Annotated in this window: 21 protein-coding genes; 16 read left to right on the top strand and 5 right to left on the bottom strand. The window is 44.6% G+C overall.

Annotated features, from left to right (window positions below; all coding sequences use genetic code 11):
• Positions 1–59: 59 nt before the first annotated feature.
• Positions 60–1,133, bottom strand: a complete 1,074-nt coding sequence (locus tag QFZ80_RS26070) for a glycosyltransferase family 4 protein (protein ID WP_307561818.1) — start codon at positions 1,131–1,133, stop codon at positions 60–62.
• A 187-nt stretch (positions 1,134–1,320) separates the two neighbouring features.
• Here QFZ80_RS26070 and QFZ80_RS26065 point away from each other — a divergent pair, with 187 nt between their 5' ends.
• The 7 genes from QFZ80_RS26065 (at position 1,321) to QFZ80_RS26035 (ending at position 5,961) form a co-directional block, all read left to right on the top strand.
• Positions 1,321–1,452 (top strand): hypothetical protein, encoded by a 132-nt coding sequence (locus tag QFZ80_RS26065; RefSeq protein ID WP_307561815.1) that lies wholly within the window; start codon positions 1,321–1,323, stop codon positions 1,450–1,452.
• A complete protein-coding gene (locus tag QFZ80_RS26060; RefSeq protein WP_307561813.1) occupies positions 1,412–1,951 on the top strand; it encodes an NAD-dependent epimerase/dehydratase family protein in 540 nt (179 codons plus the stop codon). Before QFZ80_RS26065 ends, QFZ80_RS26060 begins: the two co-directional genes overlap by 41 nt.
• Complete coding sequence (locus QFZ80_RS26055; protein ID WP_307553150.1) at positions 1,948–2,547, top strand: hypothetical protein; 600 nt, start codon at positions 1,948–1,950, stop codon at positions 2,545–2,547. The genes QFZ80_RS26060 and QFZ80_RS26055 overlap by 4 nt, the downstream gene beginning before the upstream one ends.
• A gap of 14 nt (positions 2,548–2,561) precedes the next feature.
• Complete coding sequence (locus QFZ80_RS26050; RefSeq protein ID WP_307553151.1) at positions 2,562–3,554, top strand: SDR family NAD(P)-dependent oxidoreductase; 993 nt, start codon at positions 2,562–2,564, stop codon at positions 3,552–3,554.
• Positions 3,547–4,275: a glycosyltransferase family 2 protein gene (locus tag QFZ80_RS26045; protein WP_307553152.1), complete on the top strand. Its 729-nt coding sequence runs from the start codon at positions 3,547–3,549 to the stop codon at positions 4,273–4,275. The genes QFZ80_RS26050 and QFZ80_RS26045 overlap by 8 nt, the downstream gene beginning before the upstream one ends.
• Positions 4,276–4,343: 68 nt before the next feature.
• Positions 4,344–5,327: a glycosyltransferase family 4 protein gene (locus QFZ80_RS26040; RefSeq protein WP_307553153.1), complete on the top strand. Its 984-nt coding sequence runs from the start codon at positions 4,344–4,346 to the stop codon at positions 5,325–5,327.
• 208 nt (positions 5,328–5,535) lie between these two features.
• Positions 5,536–5,961, top strand: coding sequence for a hypothetical protein (locus QFZ80_RS26035; protein ID WP_307553154.1), 426 nt, complete (start codon positions 5,536–5,538; stop codon positions 5,959–5,961).
• Between the two features lie 59 nt (positions 5,962–6,020).
• Here the strand turns inward: QFZ80_RS26035 and QFZ80_RS26030 are convergent, their stop codons facing one another.
• Positions 6,021–6,785 carry a sulfotransferase domain-containing protein gene (locus tag QFZ80_RS26030; RefSeq protein WP_307561811.1) on the bottom strand — a complete coding sequence of 255 codons (765 nt, stop codon included), beginning with the start codon at positions 6,783–6,785 and terminating at the stop codon, positions 6,021–6,023.
• Positions 6,786–6,963: 178 nt separating this feature from the next.
• Between QFZ80_RS26030 and QFZ80_RS26025 the strand changes: the two genes are divergently transcribed.
• The 8 genes from QFZ80_RS26025 to QFZ80_RS25990 all read left to right on the top strand — a co-directional run bounded on the left by QFZ80_RS26025 (position 6,964) and on the right by QFZ80_RS25990 (position 12,991).
• Positions 6,964–7,824, top strand: a complete 861-nt coding sequence (locus tag QFZ80_RS26025; protein WP_307561809.1) for a sulfotransferase family protein — start codon at positions 6,964–6,966, stop codon at positions 7,822–7,824.
• A 15-nt stretch (positions 7,825–7,839) separates the two neighbouring features.
• Positions 7,840–9,174, top strand: coding sequence for a peptidase G2 autoproteolytic cleavage domain-containing protein (locus tag QFZ80_RS26020; protein WP_307561807.1), 1,335 nt, complete (start codon positions 7,840–7,842; stop codon positions 9,172–9,174).
• A gap of 115 nt (positions 9,175–9,289) precedes the next feature.
• Positions 9,290–10,054 (top strand): glycosyltransferase family 2 protein, encoded by a 765-nt coding sequence (locus QFZ80_RS26015; RefSeq protein WP_307553158.1) that lies wholly within the window; start codon positions 9,290–9,292, stop codon positions 10,052–10,054.
• Positions 10,055–10,058: 4 nt separating this feature from the next.
• Entirely contained in the window at positions 10,059–11,132 is a 1,074-nt protein-coding gene (locus QFZ80_RS26010) for a glycosyltransferase family 2 protein (RefSeq protein WP_307553159.1), read from the top strand.
• A 6-nt stretch (positions 11,133–11,138) separates the two neighbouring features.
• Complete coding sequence (locus QFZ80_RS26005; protein WP_307553160.1) at positions 11,139–11,879, top strand: glycosyltransferase family 2 protein; 741 nt, start codon at positions 11,139–11,141, stop codon at positions 11,877–11,879.
• 163 nt (positions 11,880–12,042) lie between these two features.
• Positions 12,043–12,333, top strand: coding sequence for a nucleoside-diphosphate sugar epimerase (locus QFZ80_RS26000; RefSeq protein ID WP_307553161.1), 291 nt, complete (start codon positions 12,043–12,045; stop codon positions 12,331–12,333).
• Between the two features lie 11 nt (positions 12,334–12,344).
• Complete coding sequence (locus QFZ80_RS25995) at positions 12,345–12,692, top strand: alpha-helical endospore appendage domain-containing protein (protein ID WP_307553162.1); 348 nt, start codon at positions 12,345–12,347, stop codon at positions 12,690–12,692.
• On the top strand, positions 12,692–12,991 hold the full coding sequence (locus QFZ80_RS25990) for a hypothetical protein (RefSeq protein WP_307553163.1): 300 nt from the start codon (positions 12,692–12,694) through the stop codon (positions 12,989–12,991). The genes QFZ80_RS25995 and QFZ80_RS25990 overlap by 1 nt, the downstream gene beginning before the upstream one ends.
• Here QFZ80_RS25990 and QFZ80_RS25985 read toward each other — a convergent pair.
• Positions 12,957–13,946: a ketoacyl-ACP synthase III gene (locus QFZ80_RS25985; protein WP_307553164.1), complete on the bottom strand. Its 990-nt coding sequence runs from the start codon at positions 13,944–13,946 to the stop codon at positions 12,957–12,959. The two genes, QFZ80_RS25990 and QFZ80_RS25985, sit on opposite strands and share 35 nt — an antisense overlap.
• 144 nt (positions 13,947–14,090) lie before the next feature.
• Between QFZ80_RS25985 and QFZ80_RS25980 the strand changes: the two genes are divergently transcribed.
• Positions 14,091–14,930, top strand: a complete 840-nt coding sequence (locus tag QFZ80_RS25980; RefSeq protein WP_373460163.1) for a peptidoglycan-binding protein — start codon at positions 14,091–14,093, stop codon at positions 14,928–14,930.
• A 51-nt stretch (positions 14,931–14,981) separates the two neighbouring features.
• Here QFZ80_RS25980 and QFZ80_RS25975 read toward each other — a convergent pair whose 3' ends face one another.
• Both QFZ80_RS25975 and QFZ80_RS25970 read right to left on the bottom strand, forming a co-directional pair.
• A complete protein-coding gene (locus QFZ80_RS25975; RefSeq protein ID WP_307553166.1) occupies positions 14,982–16,013 on the bottom strand; it encodes an anthranilate phosphoribosyltransferase in 1,032 nt (343 codons plus the stop codon).
• Positions 16,010–16,660 carry an ANTAR domain-containing response regulator gene (locus QFZ80_RS25970; RefSeq protein WP_307553167.1) on the bottom strand — a complete coding sequence of 217 codons (651 nt, stop codon included), beginning with the start codon at positions 16,658–16,660 and terminating at the stop codon, positions 16,010–16,012. Before QFZ80_RS25970 ends, QFZ80_RS25975 begins: the two co-directional genes overlap by 4 nt.
• Between the last annotated feature and the right edge of the window lie 162 nt (positions 16,661–16,822).

Raw genomic sequence — 16,822 nt, 5'->3', positions numbered from 1 at the left:
GCAGCTTGCCAAAGTGAGGCAAGCTGCTTTTTGCTGTATAAGTCCGAGTAGAGAAGGGGTTATTTGTTCCCCCTCAAATCGCTTAACATGCTCAAAAATTGTTTGCAATATGGCTCGGGCGCAAAATTGGTGACGATATGTTGCTGGGCTTTGTTAAGAATTGTGGCGCGGAGAGTCTTGTCTTCCATAATCTGAACACCCTGCTGGACGGCTTCAGCGATGTTTCCTAGCGTGTAATATTTCCCGGTTACATTATGAATAACAGAACTTTGGACACCGTCCAAATCGGTCGTCAATACCGGACATCGGCAGCTCATCGCTTCAATTATCGCATAAGGCGCTCCTTCTGATTTGGAGGTTGAACACATAAAGCCTCCAGAATCTCCAATCATCGAGAAATATTCCGGCATGTGGGCATAAGGCACATTGGAACGGAGCACAAGACGATTCTCTAACGATAAGGCTACTGCAAGCTTTTGAAATTTGTCTCTTTCTTCTGGTGTTGAAAGAGTATGGTCTTCGAACATCCATAGCTTAAGCGTGGGATATCGCTGAACAAGTCGATGCCCGATGTGCAAAAATTCGCTCCAATTTTTGTTGTCTTCAATTCTACCAAACCAGGCGATGATGGGGAAATCTTTTTTTGGAAGAGAACGGTAGGTAAAATGTTTAACGTCCATACAATTGTTGAACTCATATTGATTGACGGTGGGGTAAAGTTCCCGGAAGAGTGCTTTGATGTGGGGGGTTTTGGGGTTTAGAAGTGCATTTGTATGCGGCGTTATGAAAGGCTTTGCATGTATCATGGCACCTCGTGCTTGCTCCTTTAAACCGAAGCCTTGAACCTCGAAAATAATGATTCCTTTATAAGGAGTCTGCCGGATTATAGGTATAAGATGATATGCAGAAACAACAATAATTGCGGTATAATTTCCGTCCCTCACAATTTTTTGGATTTCGAATTCGTCATTCGTGATAAAGGTAGGGATGTTATGCGCATTCTGCACCCCGGTCCCTGGGCGCAAATATAAGCAGTGACATTCCACTCCTCGTTCCTTTAGGGCTCTGCAGCGTTGGCGGTTTAAGGTTTCAACGCCTCCACTAGGAATATAAAAGATGAAAAGTAGTCTCATATCTTCGGTCTCCTCCTCACACTCATTTAACGCTATTCCATTATATGTCTCACACTTTCTGCGGACTGTTCGAACGGCTATTTCATTGTATATTTTTTATGAAAGATAGATGGATAACCGTTTCTATACCCGTTTCCTGCTCATACCATATCATGTACGCGTTACTACTTTGCAAGGAGGGAGATACTTGAAGGTGGTTGTTACCGGGGGGGCAGACTTCATTGGTTCTCATCTAGTCGATGCGTTAGTCTCTGCTTCCGTTGAGAATCTAAGGCCGGATGGATCCGACTCCGCCCATTTCGGGATACGGAATATCTAAGTTGACGGCCGTGTCGTATGTTCGGTTATTTCATCGGCTACATGGAATCCCCTATATAATTCTCCGCTATGCTAATGTTTATGGTCCGAGGCAAACGGTGAAAGGAGAAGGTAGAGTGGTCGCACAATTTCTGTCATGTATATTTAAAGAAGAGCCCATTGGTATTCATGGAGACGGTGAGCAGACACGCGACTTCATTTATGTACAGGATGTCGTTGCAGTCAATTTGGCAGCAGTTCGACAAGGGGATAAGGATATGGTTCACGTTAGTACCGCAAGCGGCACTTCAGTCAATCGATTGGCCGAAATGATGCAGGACATTCACAGCAAACCCATTCGGATTGAACGGGTCTCTGGGCGGAGCGGGAACATTAGACGCAACTGCCTAAACAATTGCAAGGCGATGGGTCTTTTAGGATGGAGTCCGCAGTACGAGCTTCTCGCAGGCTTGAATGAAACGTATGAAGGCTACAAGACGGATGAAGGGGAAGCTATATGAGAAACAAGATTCCTGATGGCATTCTTGTTAAAGGCAATTTATCGAACGGAATCTACTTGTTGGAGGACGGATGCAAACGACCTGTAGTCAACGAGGATACCTTTCACTTTTTTAAATGGAAGTGGGAACGCGTCGTTATTATTGAGGATATACTCCTTCAGCTGTATCCGATGGGCAGGGAGGTAAACAGTTCAACCTCTTTCCTGATCCATAGTCCTGGGGTATTACTGGTAAAAGGACCTAGTTCAAAGGTGTATTTATGGATGTATGCGCAGCTTTATCCCATTGAATCATGGTCTGTATTTACCCTGTTGAAATTGAAGGTTACGGATATCGTAGAACTTTCAGAGGAGGTCTTATCGAGCCTTCCATTGGGGGATACCATCGGCCACGATGTGTTCGAAGTGCAAGAACCTATCAATTGGTTACTATACTGTGATCCTGATGGTAACAAGTACTACTGTGAGAAACGAAGGCTTAGAAAGATAGAGTGTCCCTATGTTTTCGAATATTTGAAGTGGAAAGAAGATAAACTCATTTATTTATCAACTTTTGAATTTTCCCGTTGTACGCTTGGGAGTCCCATTTTTTATTAAGGAGGTTGTGATCCATGTTTGAGAACAGAGTGATTTTGATTACCGGAGGTACAGGATCATGGGGGCATGAACTGGTCAAACAACTACTGCGGCAAGCTCCTAAACAAATTATCATATATTCCCGAAACGAAATGAAACAGGTCGCTATGAAGCAGCAGTTTCAAGATTCTAGACTAAGTTTCCAGATCGGCGATATCAGAGATAAAGAGGCTCTAGTTGAAGCATGCAAAGGGGTACATTACCTGTTTCACCTCGCTGCATTGAAGCATGTGCCGATCTGTGAAAACCAGCCGCACGAGGCTTTAAAAACGAACGTTGATGGTACTCAGAACGTCATCGAAGCGGCGATTCACAATCAAGTGCAAACGGTTGTATATGTGTCCACCGATAAGGCGGCTAACCCTTATAATTTCTATGGCTTAACAAAAGCAATCGGTGAGAAGTTAATCATTTCTGCTAATCTAGAAAAGACGAACACCAAATTCGTCTGCGTACGTGGTGGCAATGTACTTGGGTCTAACGGCAGCGTAGTCCATATTTTCCAAAAGCAAATTCGGGATCAATTGCCAATCGGTATTACACATAAAGGGATGACGCGATTTTTCCTCACTCTTCAAGATTCTGTCGGTTTGTTATTTCAAGCGGTTGCCTCGAGTAAAGGGGGGGAGATTTTTGTCTTGAAAATGCCAGCCTGCCGCATTCTCGATTTGGCGGAGGCTATAGCGGATATCGAAGGGAAAACAGAAAATATGCAAATTGTGGAGCAAGGAATCCGTCCCGGTGAGAAAATTCACGAAATCCTGTTCTCAGAGCACGAAAGCAGCAGCACTGTACATTATAACAGCCAATATTTTGTTATTCTCCCTCCAACAACCAATAGCGGTGCCAACAATCAGTATTCGCATTGTCAACCCGTTTCCATCAACCAATATTGCTCCAGAGACGACTTGATGTCGGTGGAAGAAATTAAACAACTGCTCCTTAAGGGCAAGATTCTTTATGAATAACGTAATCAAAGTGCCTAAAGTTTCCGTCATCATACCCTTCTATAATTGTCCCTATATTGGGCATGCCATTATCAGTGCAACTAATCAAACTTATCCAAATGTGGAGGTTATTGTGGTTGACGACGGATCTAATTTATATGTGGAGAAAATAAAGCCGTACATGGACAGGATTCGCTATATCCGGAAGTCCAATGGTGGCACGGGCAGTGCCTTGAATCAGGGAATTAAGGAGGCAAAAGGAGAATTTATTGCCTGGCTAAGCTCAGACGATCTCTTTCTCCCGAATAAAATTGCAAGACAAATGCAGTTTATGCAGCAAGTGAACGCCTCGATCAGTTATACGAATTGGCATGCATTGAATGAGCACAATCACATCTTTAAACAGTCGGTTAACCTTGTATTTCCGAATATCATCGCTTTCTACAGTCGATTTCTAGTTGGAAACCCTATTAACGGATGTACGGTTATCCTCAAGAAAGGGCTTATACCCCAGATAGGCTGGTTTGATCAATCATTTCTTTACACCCAGGATTATGATATGTGGTTGCGTTTGCTGGTGGAAGGACAACATTTTCACTTCTTAAATGAACCGCTTACACTATATCGAATTCATGACGAAATGGGAACGAAGAAGCATTATAGTACAGTTGAAGAAGAGATGTGGTTCATTCAACAGAAATACAAAGAGAAACTGACTAAACTAATTGAAAAATTAAAATGAGAGTTGGGTGGATTATGAAATTCACGTTCGTGATTTTGACGTTAAATCGCGGGGGGGCTCAAAGGACTTTGGTCGAAATTGCCAACGGCCTCGTTCGTAGAGGGCATCAAGTGACGATTCTCATGCCTTCCAACGGGATCGTAGAATTTGACAATATTTTGGCTTCGATCGTTCGTGCGAAATCAGCTATTATTCAAGCGGACGATTATCCGATGGCTGATGTCATTGTATCCAATTTTTACACGACAATTCCTGCAGTCCGAGTGGCTAGTCAACAGGGAAAAGGTATGCATGTGAGATTTAGCCTTTGTTATGAGCCTATATTTTGGAAGGAGAATGAAATTAGCTTTCCTTCGTACCATGCTACGGATAAGTTAATCGTGCTGTCCAATTGGCAGCAACAGCTAATCGCCTTGCTTCACGGTATACAAGGAAAGGTTGTGCCTGTCGGGGTGGATTCGGTATTCAAAAATCATCATATCCGGCATTCGCAGGCGAATCTAGTTATATCTGCTATATTGCGCAAGCCTGAGGGCGGGTTCATATTTCAGAGGGATCAGGACTACTTGATCCATAGTCTGAGCAGGATCAAACAGCTCCATCCTGGAGCACAAATCCATTTTATTGCCCCGCCGATGGAAGCAGCGACTTCCCCATTTCTTCAATCGATCCGAACGAATCCGATGTTCAAGGTGTTTACACCTAAGAACGATGCGGAAATAAATTACCTTTATAACATTTCTCACATTTTCGTTACGACAAGTATTTATGAAACGGCTAATCTGGTTGCTCTCGAAGCTATGAGAACAGGCGCGGCATTGGTGAGTACCTATTCAGGAGGTAACATGGATATTTGCAAACACGAGGAAAACTGTATGCTCTCATACCGCTATGAGAATCGGCTCGTAGCAGATATTCATAAACTCATTATGGACCGAAAGCTATTGGTTCGAATAGCGGAAGCAGGAGAAAAGGAAGCGATCAAGTGGACATGGCAGCGGAGCGCAGAACAATTCGAATCGGCTGTTCGCGAATTTCTTGCGAAAGGTTAAAAAGGAAGGCATATCGGGGTTTCACTCTATCGCCTTTCTTTTTTTTTTGCCTTTTTTTAACAAATATGATGTATGTCTCAGTCGAGAGAAAATAAGATTCATATACTAGAGTAGATCGATAGAAAGGTAGGGATGCCAATGAGTACGGCAATATAAATGGAAAAGAAGTCATAATTGTTAATTTAACTTTAAACTAGGAGGAATTTACATGGCAGCAGAAGTTATCAACTTTGGATCAAGTGTACCGGGAAATACTACTGGTTCACTTAACAGGCCGATTCCTGCGGCACCAGGAGGCATTATTCTCGCAGAGTTCGGATTTGCTTTGGATGTGAGTCAAACCGCCAACCGTATCGAATTGATCGGTACCGTCGGTTTCACGTCCACAGCTGGTTTACCTGAGGTTTTATTTCAAATAACTCGTGGCACTCAAATTATATTTGCTGCGCAATCTTCGACAGTGGCTGTGAATGAGAACAGAATAGCAACGTTTCAAATGGTCGAGAATAACGTTCCTGTAGGAGTTGTCTTGCCATACCGGATCCTGGCTAGAGTTGTGAATAACCCCGCATTGAACAATGCCTCAGTTCTTGGTCCTGTTACCTTCTCGGGCACCGCATATCGGATTTTTTAAAATAAGAACTGAATAAAAAATGGCTGCTATCGAGGGATAGTAGCCACTTTTTCGAATCGTTACCATTTTTTGTCGCGCTCATAGCCAAGGGTAATGAGTAAGTTTCCTGCAACGCGCTTGAAAGACTCTCTAACTTCAGCATCAAATTCTTGGCGCCAATCCCCGATAGAACCTTGGCGAAACGTTGGTGATTGTTGGGGGTCTATATTGTCCTGCATCATTGTGGCCAGTTGAACAAGGGGAATCGGTGGGGCTAGGCCTTTCCATAGAAATTCGGCAATTTGCCTTATCGTGTTGAGCTGGGATTCCCGTGATGCTTTCAACTGTTCGTACTTTATACTCAATACGTTCGGGGTATGGATCCATCCCTCAAAAAAGCCGATCATTTCCGAAATACTAGGATAGTAAAGCTGTGGGGTATGCACTCCGTTAATCACAGTCAACAATTGTTCTTTATGTGTAATTCCGTTCCTCATGAGAATAGGATATAAGTTGTGTTGTGGCAGACGATGGATAAAGTGAACAAAAGAAACGACAATATCGCGTGGATCGCGGTATAAAAAAACTTGCTTCATACTGAAATGTTGCATCATGTTCACCCACTCGGGGGAGTGATAAATATGTCCGAGTATAAACTCGTTTGGTTTCGTATTATTTAGCGCTTGGCGATGGTTATTCAATTGTTCAATTCCGGCGTATAGATGAGCCCCCTGTGATACTCCCGGCATACCCTTCAAAATTTGAGACATCAAATACGTTCCGCTTTTGGGAATGGAATTCATAATAAACGGTGCAATCATGTTCGGCTTTGAACTCTGTGACATCCTATTTCCCCCCCTACCAATTCTTTATTTTCTTGATAAATTATTCTATGAAAGTTCTCAAAGATGGGAAGGTATATTCAACTATTTTCTGATGGATAGTCCAAGCGAAACCTATCAGGATTCATAAAGTAACTTATATGGATTCGTGCAAAACGTTTATGAGGAGGGATGATTCGTTATGAACTCGTCACGTGCTATTGGAATCATAGGTTCTGGTCGTTCCGGAACATCGTTAGTAACGAAGGAGTTGGAGCTTCTCGGTGTTCATCTTGGTGGTCCTCTAGACTTTATACCTCCAGACAATACGAATCCCGATGGTTTCTGGGAAAACAAACATATTGTCGGCATCCAACAACTAATCTTTAAGAAACTGGGATGGAGTTGGGAGGGTTTGAATTTGCTTCCTCCAGATTGGAAGAGTCGTTCAGAGCTTGTTGTGTTGAAAGAGCAACTGAAGAAGTATATTTCTGATAACTTTTTTCATAAGTCTTTGTGGGGATGGAAAGATCCTAGAACTTGCTCCTTGCTTCCGATATGGGAAGAATTGCTTCAGGAATTAAAGATGATAGCGAGCTATGTCATTGTTATACGAAATCCACTCGATGTAGCCCATTCCCTTTACCGGTGTGATCCTCGGATTTCATTAGACCATGCGCTCCATATATGGACGTTCCGTACACTATCCTCTTTATATTGGACCGAGTCCAACCAACGAGTTGTCATCCATTATGATCAGATGATAGAGGATTGGGAAGGGACTTTGAAACAAGCGGCAAATCGTTTGAGCATTCCTTGGCCTCAACCTGAGAAACAGGTTGAAAAGGAAATGTCACGTATAATAAAACCTCAGCTTCGTCACAGTAAAACCGGAGAAAAAGCCTTAATTGAATCGAATCATGTATCCGCTCTTACCCTCAACACATATCAATTGTGCATGTCAGCTATATCATATCCGGATTTTTTGACGGATGAATTGATGCATCAGTGTGTCAAACAATTGTTTGAACAGTACACCGGTCAGATTATTTCTCTTAAGTAGAAGGAGATGGAGGATATGGCATTTTGCAACGCTCAAGCTTTGGGAGCTTGTTCTGAAGCTGAGGGAAATAATACGATAGCAAGTGGCGGATCTTCCCATGCGGAAGGACTCCAAACGGTCGCTAACGCGACAGCATCACACGCGGAGGGATATTTAACTCGGGCCACGGGTCCCGCTTCTCATGCGGAAGGCGGGGCTGCCAACGCCATCGGACTCTATTCTCACGCGGAAGGGAGAAGCACCCGTTCGTTCGGGGATCATTCCCATGCCGAAGGGTTATTGACGGTTGCAAGCGGATTAAATGCCCATGCGGAAGGCGAATTGACGGAGGCTAGTGGTTTGGATTCCCACGCCGAAGGGCTAGAAACAACAGCTTCCGGCCAGAGCTCTCATGCGGAGGGGGAGAATAACTCCGCCATTGGAAGAGCGGCCCATGCCGAAGGGAATTTAACGGCAGCAGGCGGTTTGGCCGCCCATGCGGAAGGCCAAAGTACGAATGCAGGCGGAGATTTGTCTCACGCCGAAGGCAACCAGACGACGGCGAGCGGCCAAAGCTCACACGCCGAAGGAGCCCTTACGACTGCAAGCGGCTTCACCTCCCACGCACAGGGAGTCTCTACGATTGCAAACAGCTTCGTCTCTCATGCGGAAGGCCAAAGCACCTCAACAAACAATTTAGAAGGTGTTCATATTATGGGACAATTTGGGTCTGCAAACGAGCTGTCGTACTCTTGGTATTTGGCGAATGGGACAAGTGCCGCCACACCTGGCTTAGCTGCAAAAATATTGAGCAACGGCAACGTGAAAATAGATGGAACGGTCAGTAGTCCGGCGGCGGATTATGCGGAAATGTTTGAAACCGTTGATGGAAAGCCGATCGAACCGGGGTATTTCGTAACGGTTGAGGAAGATAAAGTCCGTATTGCCGTTTCTTCGGATTTTTTCGTAATCGGAATCACTAGCGCAACCCCTGCTTTTTTATCCGACAGCGGGGAGCTCAGGTGGAAACACAAATTTTTGACGGATGAATGGGGGAGAATTTTATATGAGGATGTAATCATTCCCGCCGAATTCGGAGAAACAGGTACGGTCATAACACCGGAGCGTATGGTAAGGCGGCCTCTTTTGAATCCGGCTTGGCACCCTGCTGAGGAATATACGTCTCGTTTGGAAAGACCGGAATGGGTAGCAGTAGGATTGCTTGGCAAGCTACTTGTGCGTGACGATGGAACCTGCCGAGCAGGGGGATATTGCAGGCCGAACCACAACGGTATCGCTACATCCGTCGAGAGCGGCTATTACGTCTTGAGAAGAACGCTCCCTAATCAAATTCTGGTCCTGGTCCGTTAAGTAAAGGCATATGCCATTTTCCATGACAAAAGGCATATACCCTGTCCTTAGAAGTCTTAGCTGAATAAGCTAAATGGCAAAAGCGAAAATATGTGCTAACAGGAGTTGCATGCCTATGAAACGTTCAAAATCACCTTATCGTAATAGTGTGACGCCTAAGGTTTCGGTCATTATTCCTGTTATGAACGAAAAAAGGACGCTGTCCAGAGTGATCCGTGAAGCCTATCGAGTTCACCCTCAAACAGAAGTCATAGTCGTTGATAACGGCTCAACGGATGGATCGAGAGGTATAGCAGTAAGCTCCGGTGCTAAGGTGATTCACTTTGATGAACCTCTTGGTCACGATGTGGGTCGAAGTATTGGCGCGATGCAGGCCAAAGGAGACATTCTATTATTCATGGATGGAGACTTTGTAGTGCGCGCTTCAAACTTGAAGACTCTCGTTCATGCGGTTTTAGGCGGAGTAGATGTGGCGCTAAACAGTTATTTGGGTTTTGTTCATAAATCGGATGTTCATAGTGTGGTTCTTGCCAAGCATACACTAAATACGATTTTGTCCCATCAAGAGCTGAGAGGCGCTTCCATGACAACTATACCGCATGCAATTAGCAGAAGAGCTCTGGAATTAATAGGACATGAGGCGTTAGCGGTTCCTCCGCTTGCACAAGCAATGGCCATTCACAGAGGTCTTAATGTCAAAGCTGTACATTATATTAATGTTCGAGCCAATCCCATAAAGCGTAAAAGAAAAGGTAGAAATGATCCTCTGATGGATCTCATTACAGGCGATCATTTGGAAGCTATTGGTTGGCTGCTTGAACAAACCAATGAGCGAGGGAATCAAACGGATTTCATGAGACGCAGGGAAATTGTGAGGTGATGGTATGCGTAAACAAGTTGTAAAGCAACCCATAGTTCGAAGAAAGGTAAAGAAAAAGCTTATAAATAGCAAAAGAGCAAGCCGCACTTTCCATCACCGCACAGTTTCATTTGCAAGATGGGGAAGAGAAGCAGGAAAGCAAGATGCATGTTCCCAAAGTATTGAGCATGCAGGGTATCAGAAAAAGGCACTGAATGCGTTATGGGTTGAAAAATTGAGAAATAATGTGTTTGATCCCAAAAAATGGGATACTTATCATCGTGCAGCACGAGGATATGTAGAAGGGTATTGCTTGAAATTGGGTATGCCAAAGTACGACTGGGTTCTACTTCCTACGAATAAATCGGTTGCTGTCATTATGACGGTTATGAATGAAGAAGCAACCATGCAGGGATTGATTGAACAGTTAAACCGTTTACCATTCGATGAAATAATAATTGTTGTGAACGGTTCACAGGATCAAACCTATCAGAAAGCAAGGCAGCTATCTCATGCAACAATCATCTATTATCCCCATCCACTAGGTCATGATATTGGAAGAAGCCTGGGTGCCAAAGTCGCTCAATCTGAAATTTTATTATTTATAGATGGGGATATACCACTGAGGGCAGAAGAACTTGTTCCATTCATATATGCAGTTGATCAAGGAATGGATGTTGCTTTGAACAATATTATGCCTTATATTCCTTTGTTTTCTGAGCGTGATGCAGTTTCGCATGTAAAGGAGTTTCTAAATCGGTCGTTGAGACGTCCTGATCTCCAGGTTAACTCGCTAACCTCTGTCCCCCACGCTATCTCTAGACATGCATTAAATACGGTTGGCTATGCTGATTTATCAGTCCCACCAAAGGCTCAGGCGAGTGCTATTCTTAATGGTCTTCGTATCGGTGCGCCTTACAGCATTAATGTTATTTCTAAAAATCGGCGAAACAAGCATAATACAAGTTCAAGCAATCCAGTAGCCAATATGATAATTGGTGATCATGTCGAGGCGCTTAAATATGCAAAAAGCTTTAAAGGAAATCGCCTGACGTTTCCGGATAACTTTCGAAATCGCAAATTGCTAAGAGGGGGATGATGTCTCATGCAAATGACAAGCATCATCATTGCTAATTACAATGGGAGATCGGTGTTACAAGATTGTTTACATTCTATTCGTAAGCATACCTTGTCCCCTTACGAAATCATTGTAGTGGATAATGGATCTCAGGATGGATCAACGGAACTATGCGTACAAGAGGAAGTACGATTTATTTCCCTTCCTTTTAATAGGGGGTTTCCAATAGCTTGTAATTTGGGACTAACCATTGCAAGTGGAGATACAATATTGCTTTTGAATAATGACACGATTGTAACTACCAATTGGTTAGATAATATGCTGCAATGTTTATACAGCAGCGCGGAAATTGGCATTGTTGGACCTATGACAAATTATGCAAGTGGAAAACAACAAATTACAGAGGCATTTTCCTCTATAGATGACATGGTTTCAAAGATGAATACAGCTAACCCTGCCAAGTGGGAGGAAGTGAACCGTTTAGTTGGATTTTGTTATCTTTTTAAAAGAGAAGTTCTGGAGCGGGTTGGTATGATGGATGAAAGATTTTCACCAGGACATTTTGAGGATGACGATTATTGCTACCGAGCAAGGCAGGCCGGTTATAGATTGATGATTTCGGGTGACGTGTTCATTTATCATCATGGCAGTGTCAGTTTTCAAAAGGAAGGGGACGAAAAGGTCAAAGAACTTCTACTTCAAAATCATCAAAAATTTATTGAAAAATGGGGTGTCGATCCCCATAGCTTCATAGAAAATCATTCATAGAAGGACTGGAAAATGTGCAAATTGATGGAATGATGAGGGTTGCTGGTATTAGGGAATGCGCCGGCTTCGATTGGACGACGAAATTCCATTAAGCATTAAAGCACTTTTTGAATGGCGCAGGCATAGGTTAGAGGGTGAAAAGTATTTATGGAGGAGAGATGGTGTGGAACAGCAAGTCACAATGATTATTTCTCACATTGCAGGCTCGCATAGCGAGATGTCTAGAATCTTGGAGGCGAAGCGAAGTGTTTCGACGCAAATGGCCTCGATAGCCAACGATATACCTGACTCGCATCCTCATTTTGAAGGCTTGGTCATGCTGCAGGAACAAGCCTTACAATTGACCAAAAATATAACTGCTTATTTAAACAGCCTAGCTAATTTGGAAGAGGCTATCGCACAGCAAACGGAAATTGTCATGAAAGAAATAAAAGAGCCTGATAATGAGGAATAGAGGGATACGACTTGAATAGAAATGATCTGTACCTGCAAATGCTGGATGCTACAGCAAAGTTGCAGCGTGATATTGCTTTAATACTAGAAGCAAGAGCCTTAGAGGCGGAGAAATCGCGCAACTGGATTTGCAATCATATTAATTCTACGAGTTTAGAGGGGCACGAAAATCAGATGAAGCAAACCGGAGAGATTCATGAGTATGTGATTGAGCTTATCGATGGCTTGACGAAGATGGAGAACTCCTTAAACCGACATATGCAGGCTCTTCTTGGACAAAATGACTCGGGAGAAGGAGTGGGGGGAGACGGTTCGAACGGAATGGGTAACTTATTTTCGTTTGGTGAGGATGAGAAATAATGAAAGCATCGAATCGTGAGAGAATTGAATTGCATATGCTAACCTCGCTGGCTAGAAGCCAGCGAGCCTTATGCCGAATCATAGAGACGATAGCGGATCAAGTAGCGGTCTCCGATCAGCTTGCTGTCCATATGGCTGAGAATCTCAAGACGATAAGTGAATACCAGCGCTCGATGATTCAGAAAATAACGAAACAAAGTCCACGTCCACGCCGTTTAGGAACGCCCGGCAAGCCTTGGACCAGCAAGAATGTCACTCGCGGATTCATCCCCAACGAAGGATTAAACCCGCGTGAGTAAGACCCCCGCCAAAACCAAAAATCAGCAGCGTATCACCGGCCGTGACCTTACCCTCTTTGATGCCCAAATCTAGAGCGAGAGGAATGGAAGCCGCGGAAGTATTGCCGTAGTATTCCAGGCTGTACAGCGCTTTTTCGAATGGAATACCGCTCTTTTCACAGACTGATTCAATAATCCGAAGGTTAGCGCTATGCGGAATGAACCAATCAATAGCCGTAATGGGTAACCGGCTTTTTGTGAGCAGCTTCTCGATTCCCTGCGGGACAGTCGTTACGGCGTATTTATACACCTCGCGGCCGTTCTGGACGAGCTTGCCTTCACCCGTTAATGGTGTTCCGTTCAATTCAGAGGCAAGTCCGGTTCGGTATACGTGCTTGCTGCCTGTACCGTCCGACCCAAGATAGTGGGCAAGGAAAGCAGGATTTTCTTCTTCCCTTTCAACAATCACAGCTCCGGCACCATCACCGAAAAGAATGCAGGTGGAACGGTCCGTATAGTCTGTAATTTTGGATAAGGAATCCCCGCCGACTACGAGAACCTTGCGGTGTACCCCCGCAGCGACAAGGCCGCTTGCTGTATGCAAGGCATAAGCAAACCCGGAGCAGGTGGCATTGAGGTCGTAGGCACCTGTTTCAGGGATGCCGAAATGGGCTTGAATCTGGCAAGCGACTGGGGTGGAAGGCAGATCCGGTGTATGGGTAGCGACAATGATTAAATCAACATCGTTCAGTGAAGTCGGATATCTAGTGAGCATATTTTGTACGGCTGCTATACATAAATGACTTGTGAATTCATTCGCTTCTGCAATTCTACGTTCCCGAATCCCTGTGCGTTGAACGATCCATTCATCATTCGTATCGACCATTTCCTGAAGATCCGCGTTGCTTAGTATGCGATGGGGCACGTAGCCGCCGATTGCTGTGATTCGAGCTTGTAAAGGGGAAGAGACTGCCATCAATGATTCACTCCTTTTTAGGATCTGATAGTAGTACTAGGTACTAAATATAAGTATACTTTATCGGATACTCAGGGTAATGTCAATGACTTCCCATACCTTGAAACGATATCCAACCATATTTCATTATTATGGATAATAGTCGTGAATTTGGTCATTCTAATGCTATCGTCGACTGTGCGACGAATGATGCTGATGACGGGGAGTGAACGTAAACGCATGTTACAAGGTAAAAAGAAGCATGTCTGGATTATTCTAATCTGTATCGCATTGTTCTGCTCATCCACAACCACCGCTTTTGCCTATGGCAAAGGGGCTAAGGGACCTGATGTCTATGCGGTGCAGGGGATGCTGAAGTCACTTGGCTACTATAGCGGACCTATTACGGGCTACTATGGTAATCAAACCCAATCAGGTGTTAAAGCGTTTCAAAGCAGATACGGCCTTCCTGCGACTGGGAATGTGGATGATCAAACGCTGCAATCCATCCTGTGGGCTTACGGTAATTTAAAAATTGCCAAGAAGCCGACACCGACACCAACTCCTCCACCAGCTGCACCTAAGCCTACACCTAAACCGCAAGTCCCATCGACTACGGAATTAACGGTGGACGAGCAGCAAATGCTGGAATTGGTTAATAAGGAGCGCGCCGCTGTGGGACTTTCCCCACTAGCTGTTGACCTGCCGCTAACCAAAACGGCTCGACTAAAAAGCCAAGATATGGTCGATAACAAATACTTCTCCCACGATTCACCGACGTATGGTTCGCCATTCGATATGATGGAGAAATTTGGTATTACGTATAACGCGGCGGGAGAGAATATTGCTTGCAATCAAAGTGTACAAGCTGCTCACGAGGCGTTGATGAATTCTCCAGGACACAAAGCGAATATACTCAGCAAAGATTACACCCATATTGGGATCGGCATCGTAAACGGCGGTCCGTGTGGTAAAATGTTTACCCAGCAGTTTATTGGAAAATGAAAATGAAAATGAAAAAGAGCCCTTTGGGGCTCTTTTTTCATAAGTATAAAATTAAGTGGCGGATACCGGCTTAATCGCTTCCGTCCACTCGGTGAATTTTTGCAGGGCAGCCCCTTGCTCAATCGCATGTCGGGCCAAATAAATACCTTCTTCAATGGACCCTGCCTTCTTGGAAACCCACAGACGCACGGCACTGTTCAATAAAACCATATTCAGATAGGGGAGCTCGGCTTCTCCGCGAAGAACGGATAATGCCGTTTCTCCTTGCAGCTGAGCGGTCCATTCAATCTCCGGCACCTCGACCATTAATTCGTAAATCTCAGGATCAACAATGAATAATTCACTGGCGCCCTCTTGAATGAGGTACGTCCGTGTGCGCTTGTCTACGGAAAGGTCTTCGGAGCCTTCCATACCCTGCACAACAATACCGTGAGAGACGCCTAATTCGATTAATAAATTGGTGATTTTCTCGAACACAGTACCGTGAAACACACCGACAGCCATGAAGGGAGCTTCCGTAAAGCGCAGCAGTTTCTCTGCTGTGTTGAACACGGTTCGCAGACCGAGTTCCTTGCGAAGTTCGCGCAGCTCGCCAAGCGGTGCACACCAGTTCTCCGTCGGTGCGAACAGGAAGCCTGTTCGCGCTGCAGCTGATATGAGCGCTTCACGTGACGCGTCAAGCGCGGGTACTTCAAGAGCCGCTAGCACATCGGACAGCGTGATGCCCCATTTTGGTGGCATGCTAGGACTGCCGTGCAGTGTAGTGGGAAGTCCGCAAGCCGCGAGAACGAACGCAGTCGGTAAAGTCGCGATGAACGTACGTGAGCGTCCATCATAAGGTCCTGCGCAATCCATGCTGCCTGGTATTGGATAGGTTTGGATACGCTGGCGCAAGGCATCGATGAAGGCTTTCAACTCTTCGGGGGATTCCATTTTGATGCGTTCTGCAACGAGAAAAGCCCCCATTTGAGCTTGTGTAGCGGCTCCGGTTAGTATGAGCTCCGCTGCTTGGGAAGCCTCTTCATAGGTAAGATCTCTGGCTCCGCGTTTTCCGCGGCCTACTTCTTTTAATAAGGATATCATCGTTTGCGGCCTCCTTGTTTCTGATCCTTTAGTATCTGATACACCTTGACGATGGAGGTAGCAACATCTACCATACGTTTACGTTCATTCATGGCTTGTTTACGCAAAAAATCATAAGCTTCTGCTTCAGAGATACCCTTGATTTCACATAAAATTCGCTTAGCCTGATCGACCCATTTGCGCTCCTCCAGTTTGGAGAGAAGCTGTTCGCGCTCTTGTAGCCATTCGGTTCGTTGGAAGTAATGATTCACACCAAGAAGCAGCGCACAGTGAATTTCTAGAGGACTCATCGTTGAACCGATCAAACCATCAATACCCGTGTCCATTCTACATTCATTAGAAGGAAAAGTGCGAGCATCACACCACCAGAAAAGGGGAAGGCTGCGATGAGCAAGCACACGAGACCGCCATGGTTCTACTTGATCAGGCCCTACTGATAATAATACCGCATCGACTTTGGGGATCATAAATGAAATTTCTTTTTCATTAGATGCTACATATATGCGAAATCCCAAATCCTTCAGCATCGCTTCAGGCAAGGATTCCTTTTCATTGTCCGTAACATTCAGCTCGGTAGTCGACGACGAGGAGGAGGTAGCTGAGCGAGTTTGTTTAAACTCGTCGATCAGTATAAATGATTGTAACATTTGAGTACCTCCTATCGTGGGTAGCTTCTTATATCATGGCAACTTCATGTAAGGTTTTAATGATAAAATGATTTATTATACGGCATTACTATAGCATATGACCCTAAATTTTGTCGATATGGTAGAAGGAATCTCACATATAAAATTTTTGTGTTATGTTTA

The organism is Paenibacillus sp. V4I7 (genome assembly GCF_030817275.1).
GTDB lineage: Bacteria > Bacillota > Bacilli > Paenibacillales > NBRC-103111 > Paenibacillus_E.
The sequence above is the reverse complement of the archived record's forward strand: the minus strand, read 5'-3'. Positions and strand labels throughout refer to the sequence as shown.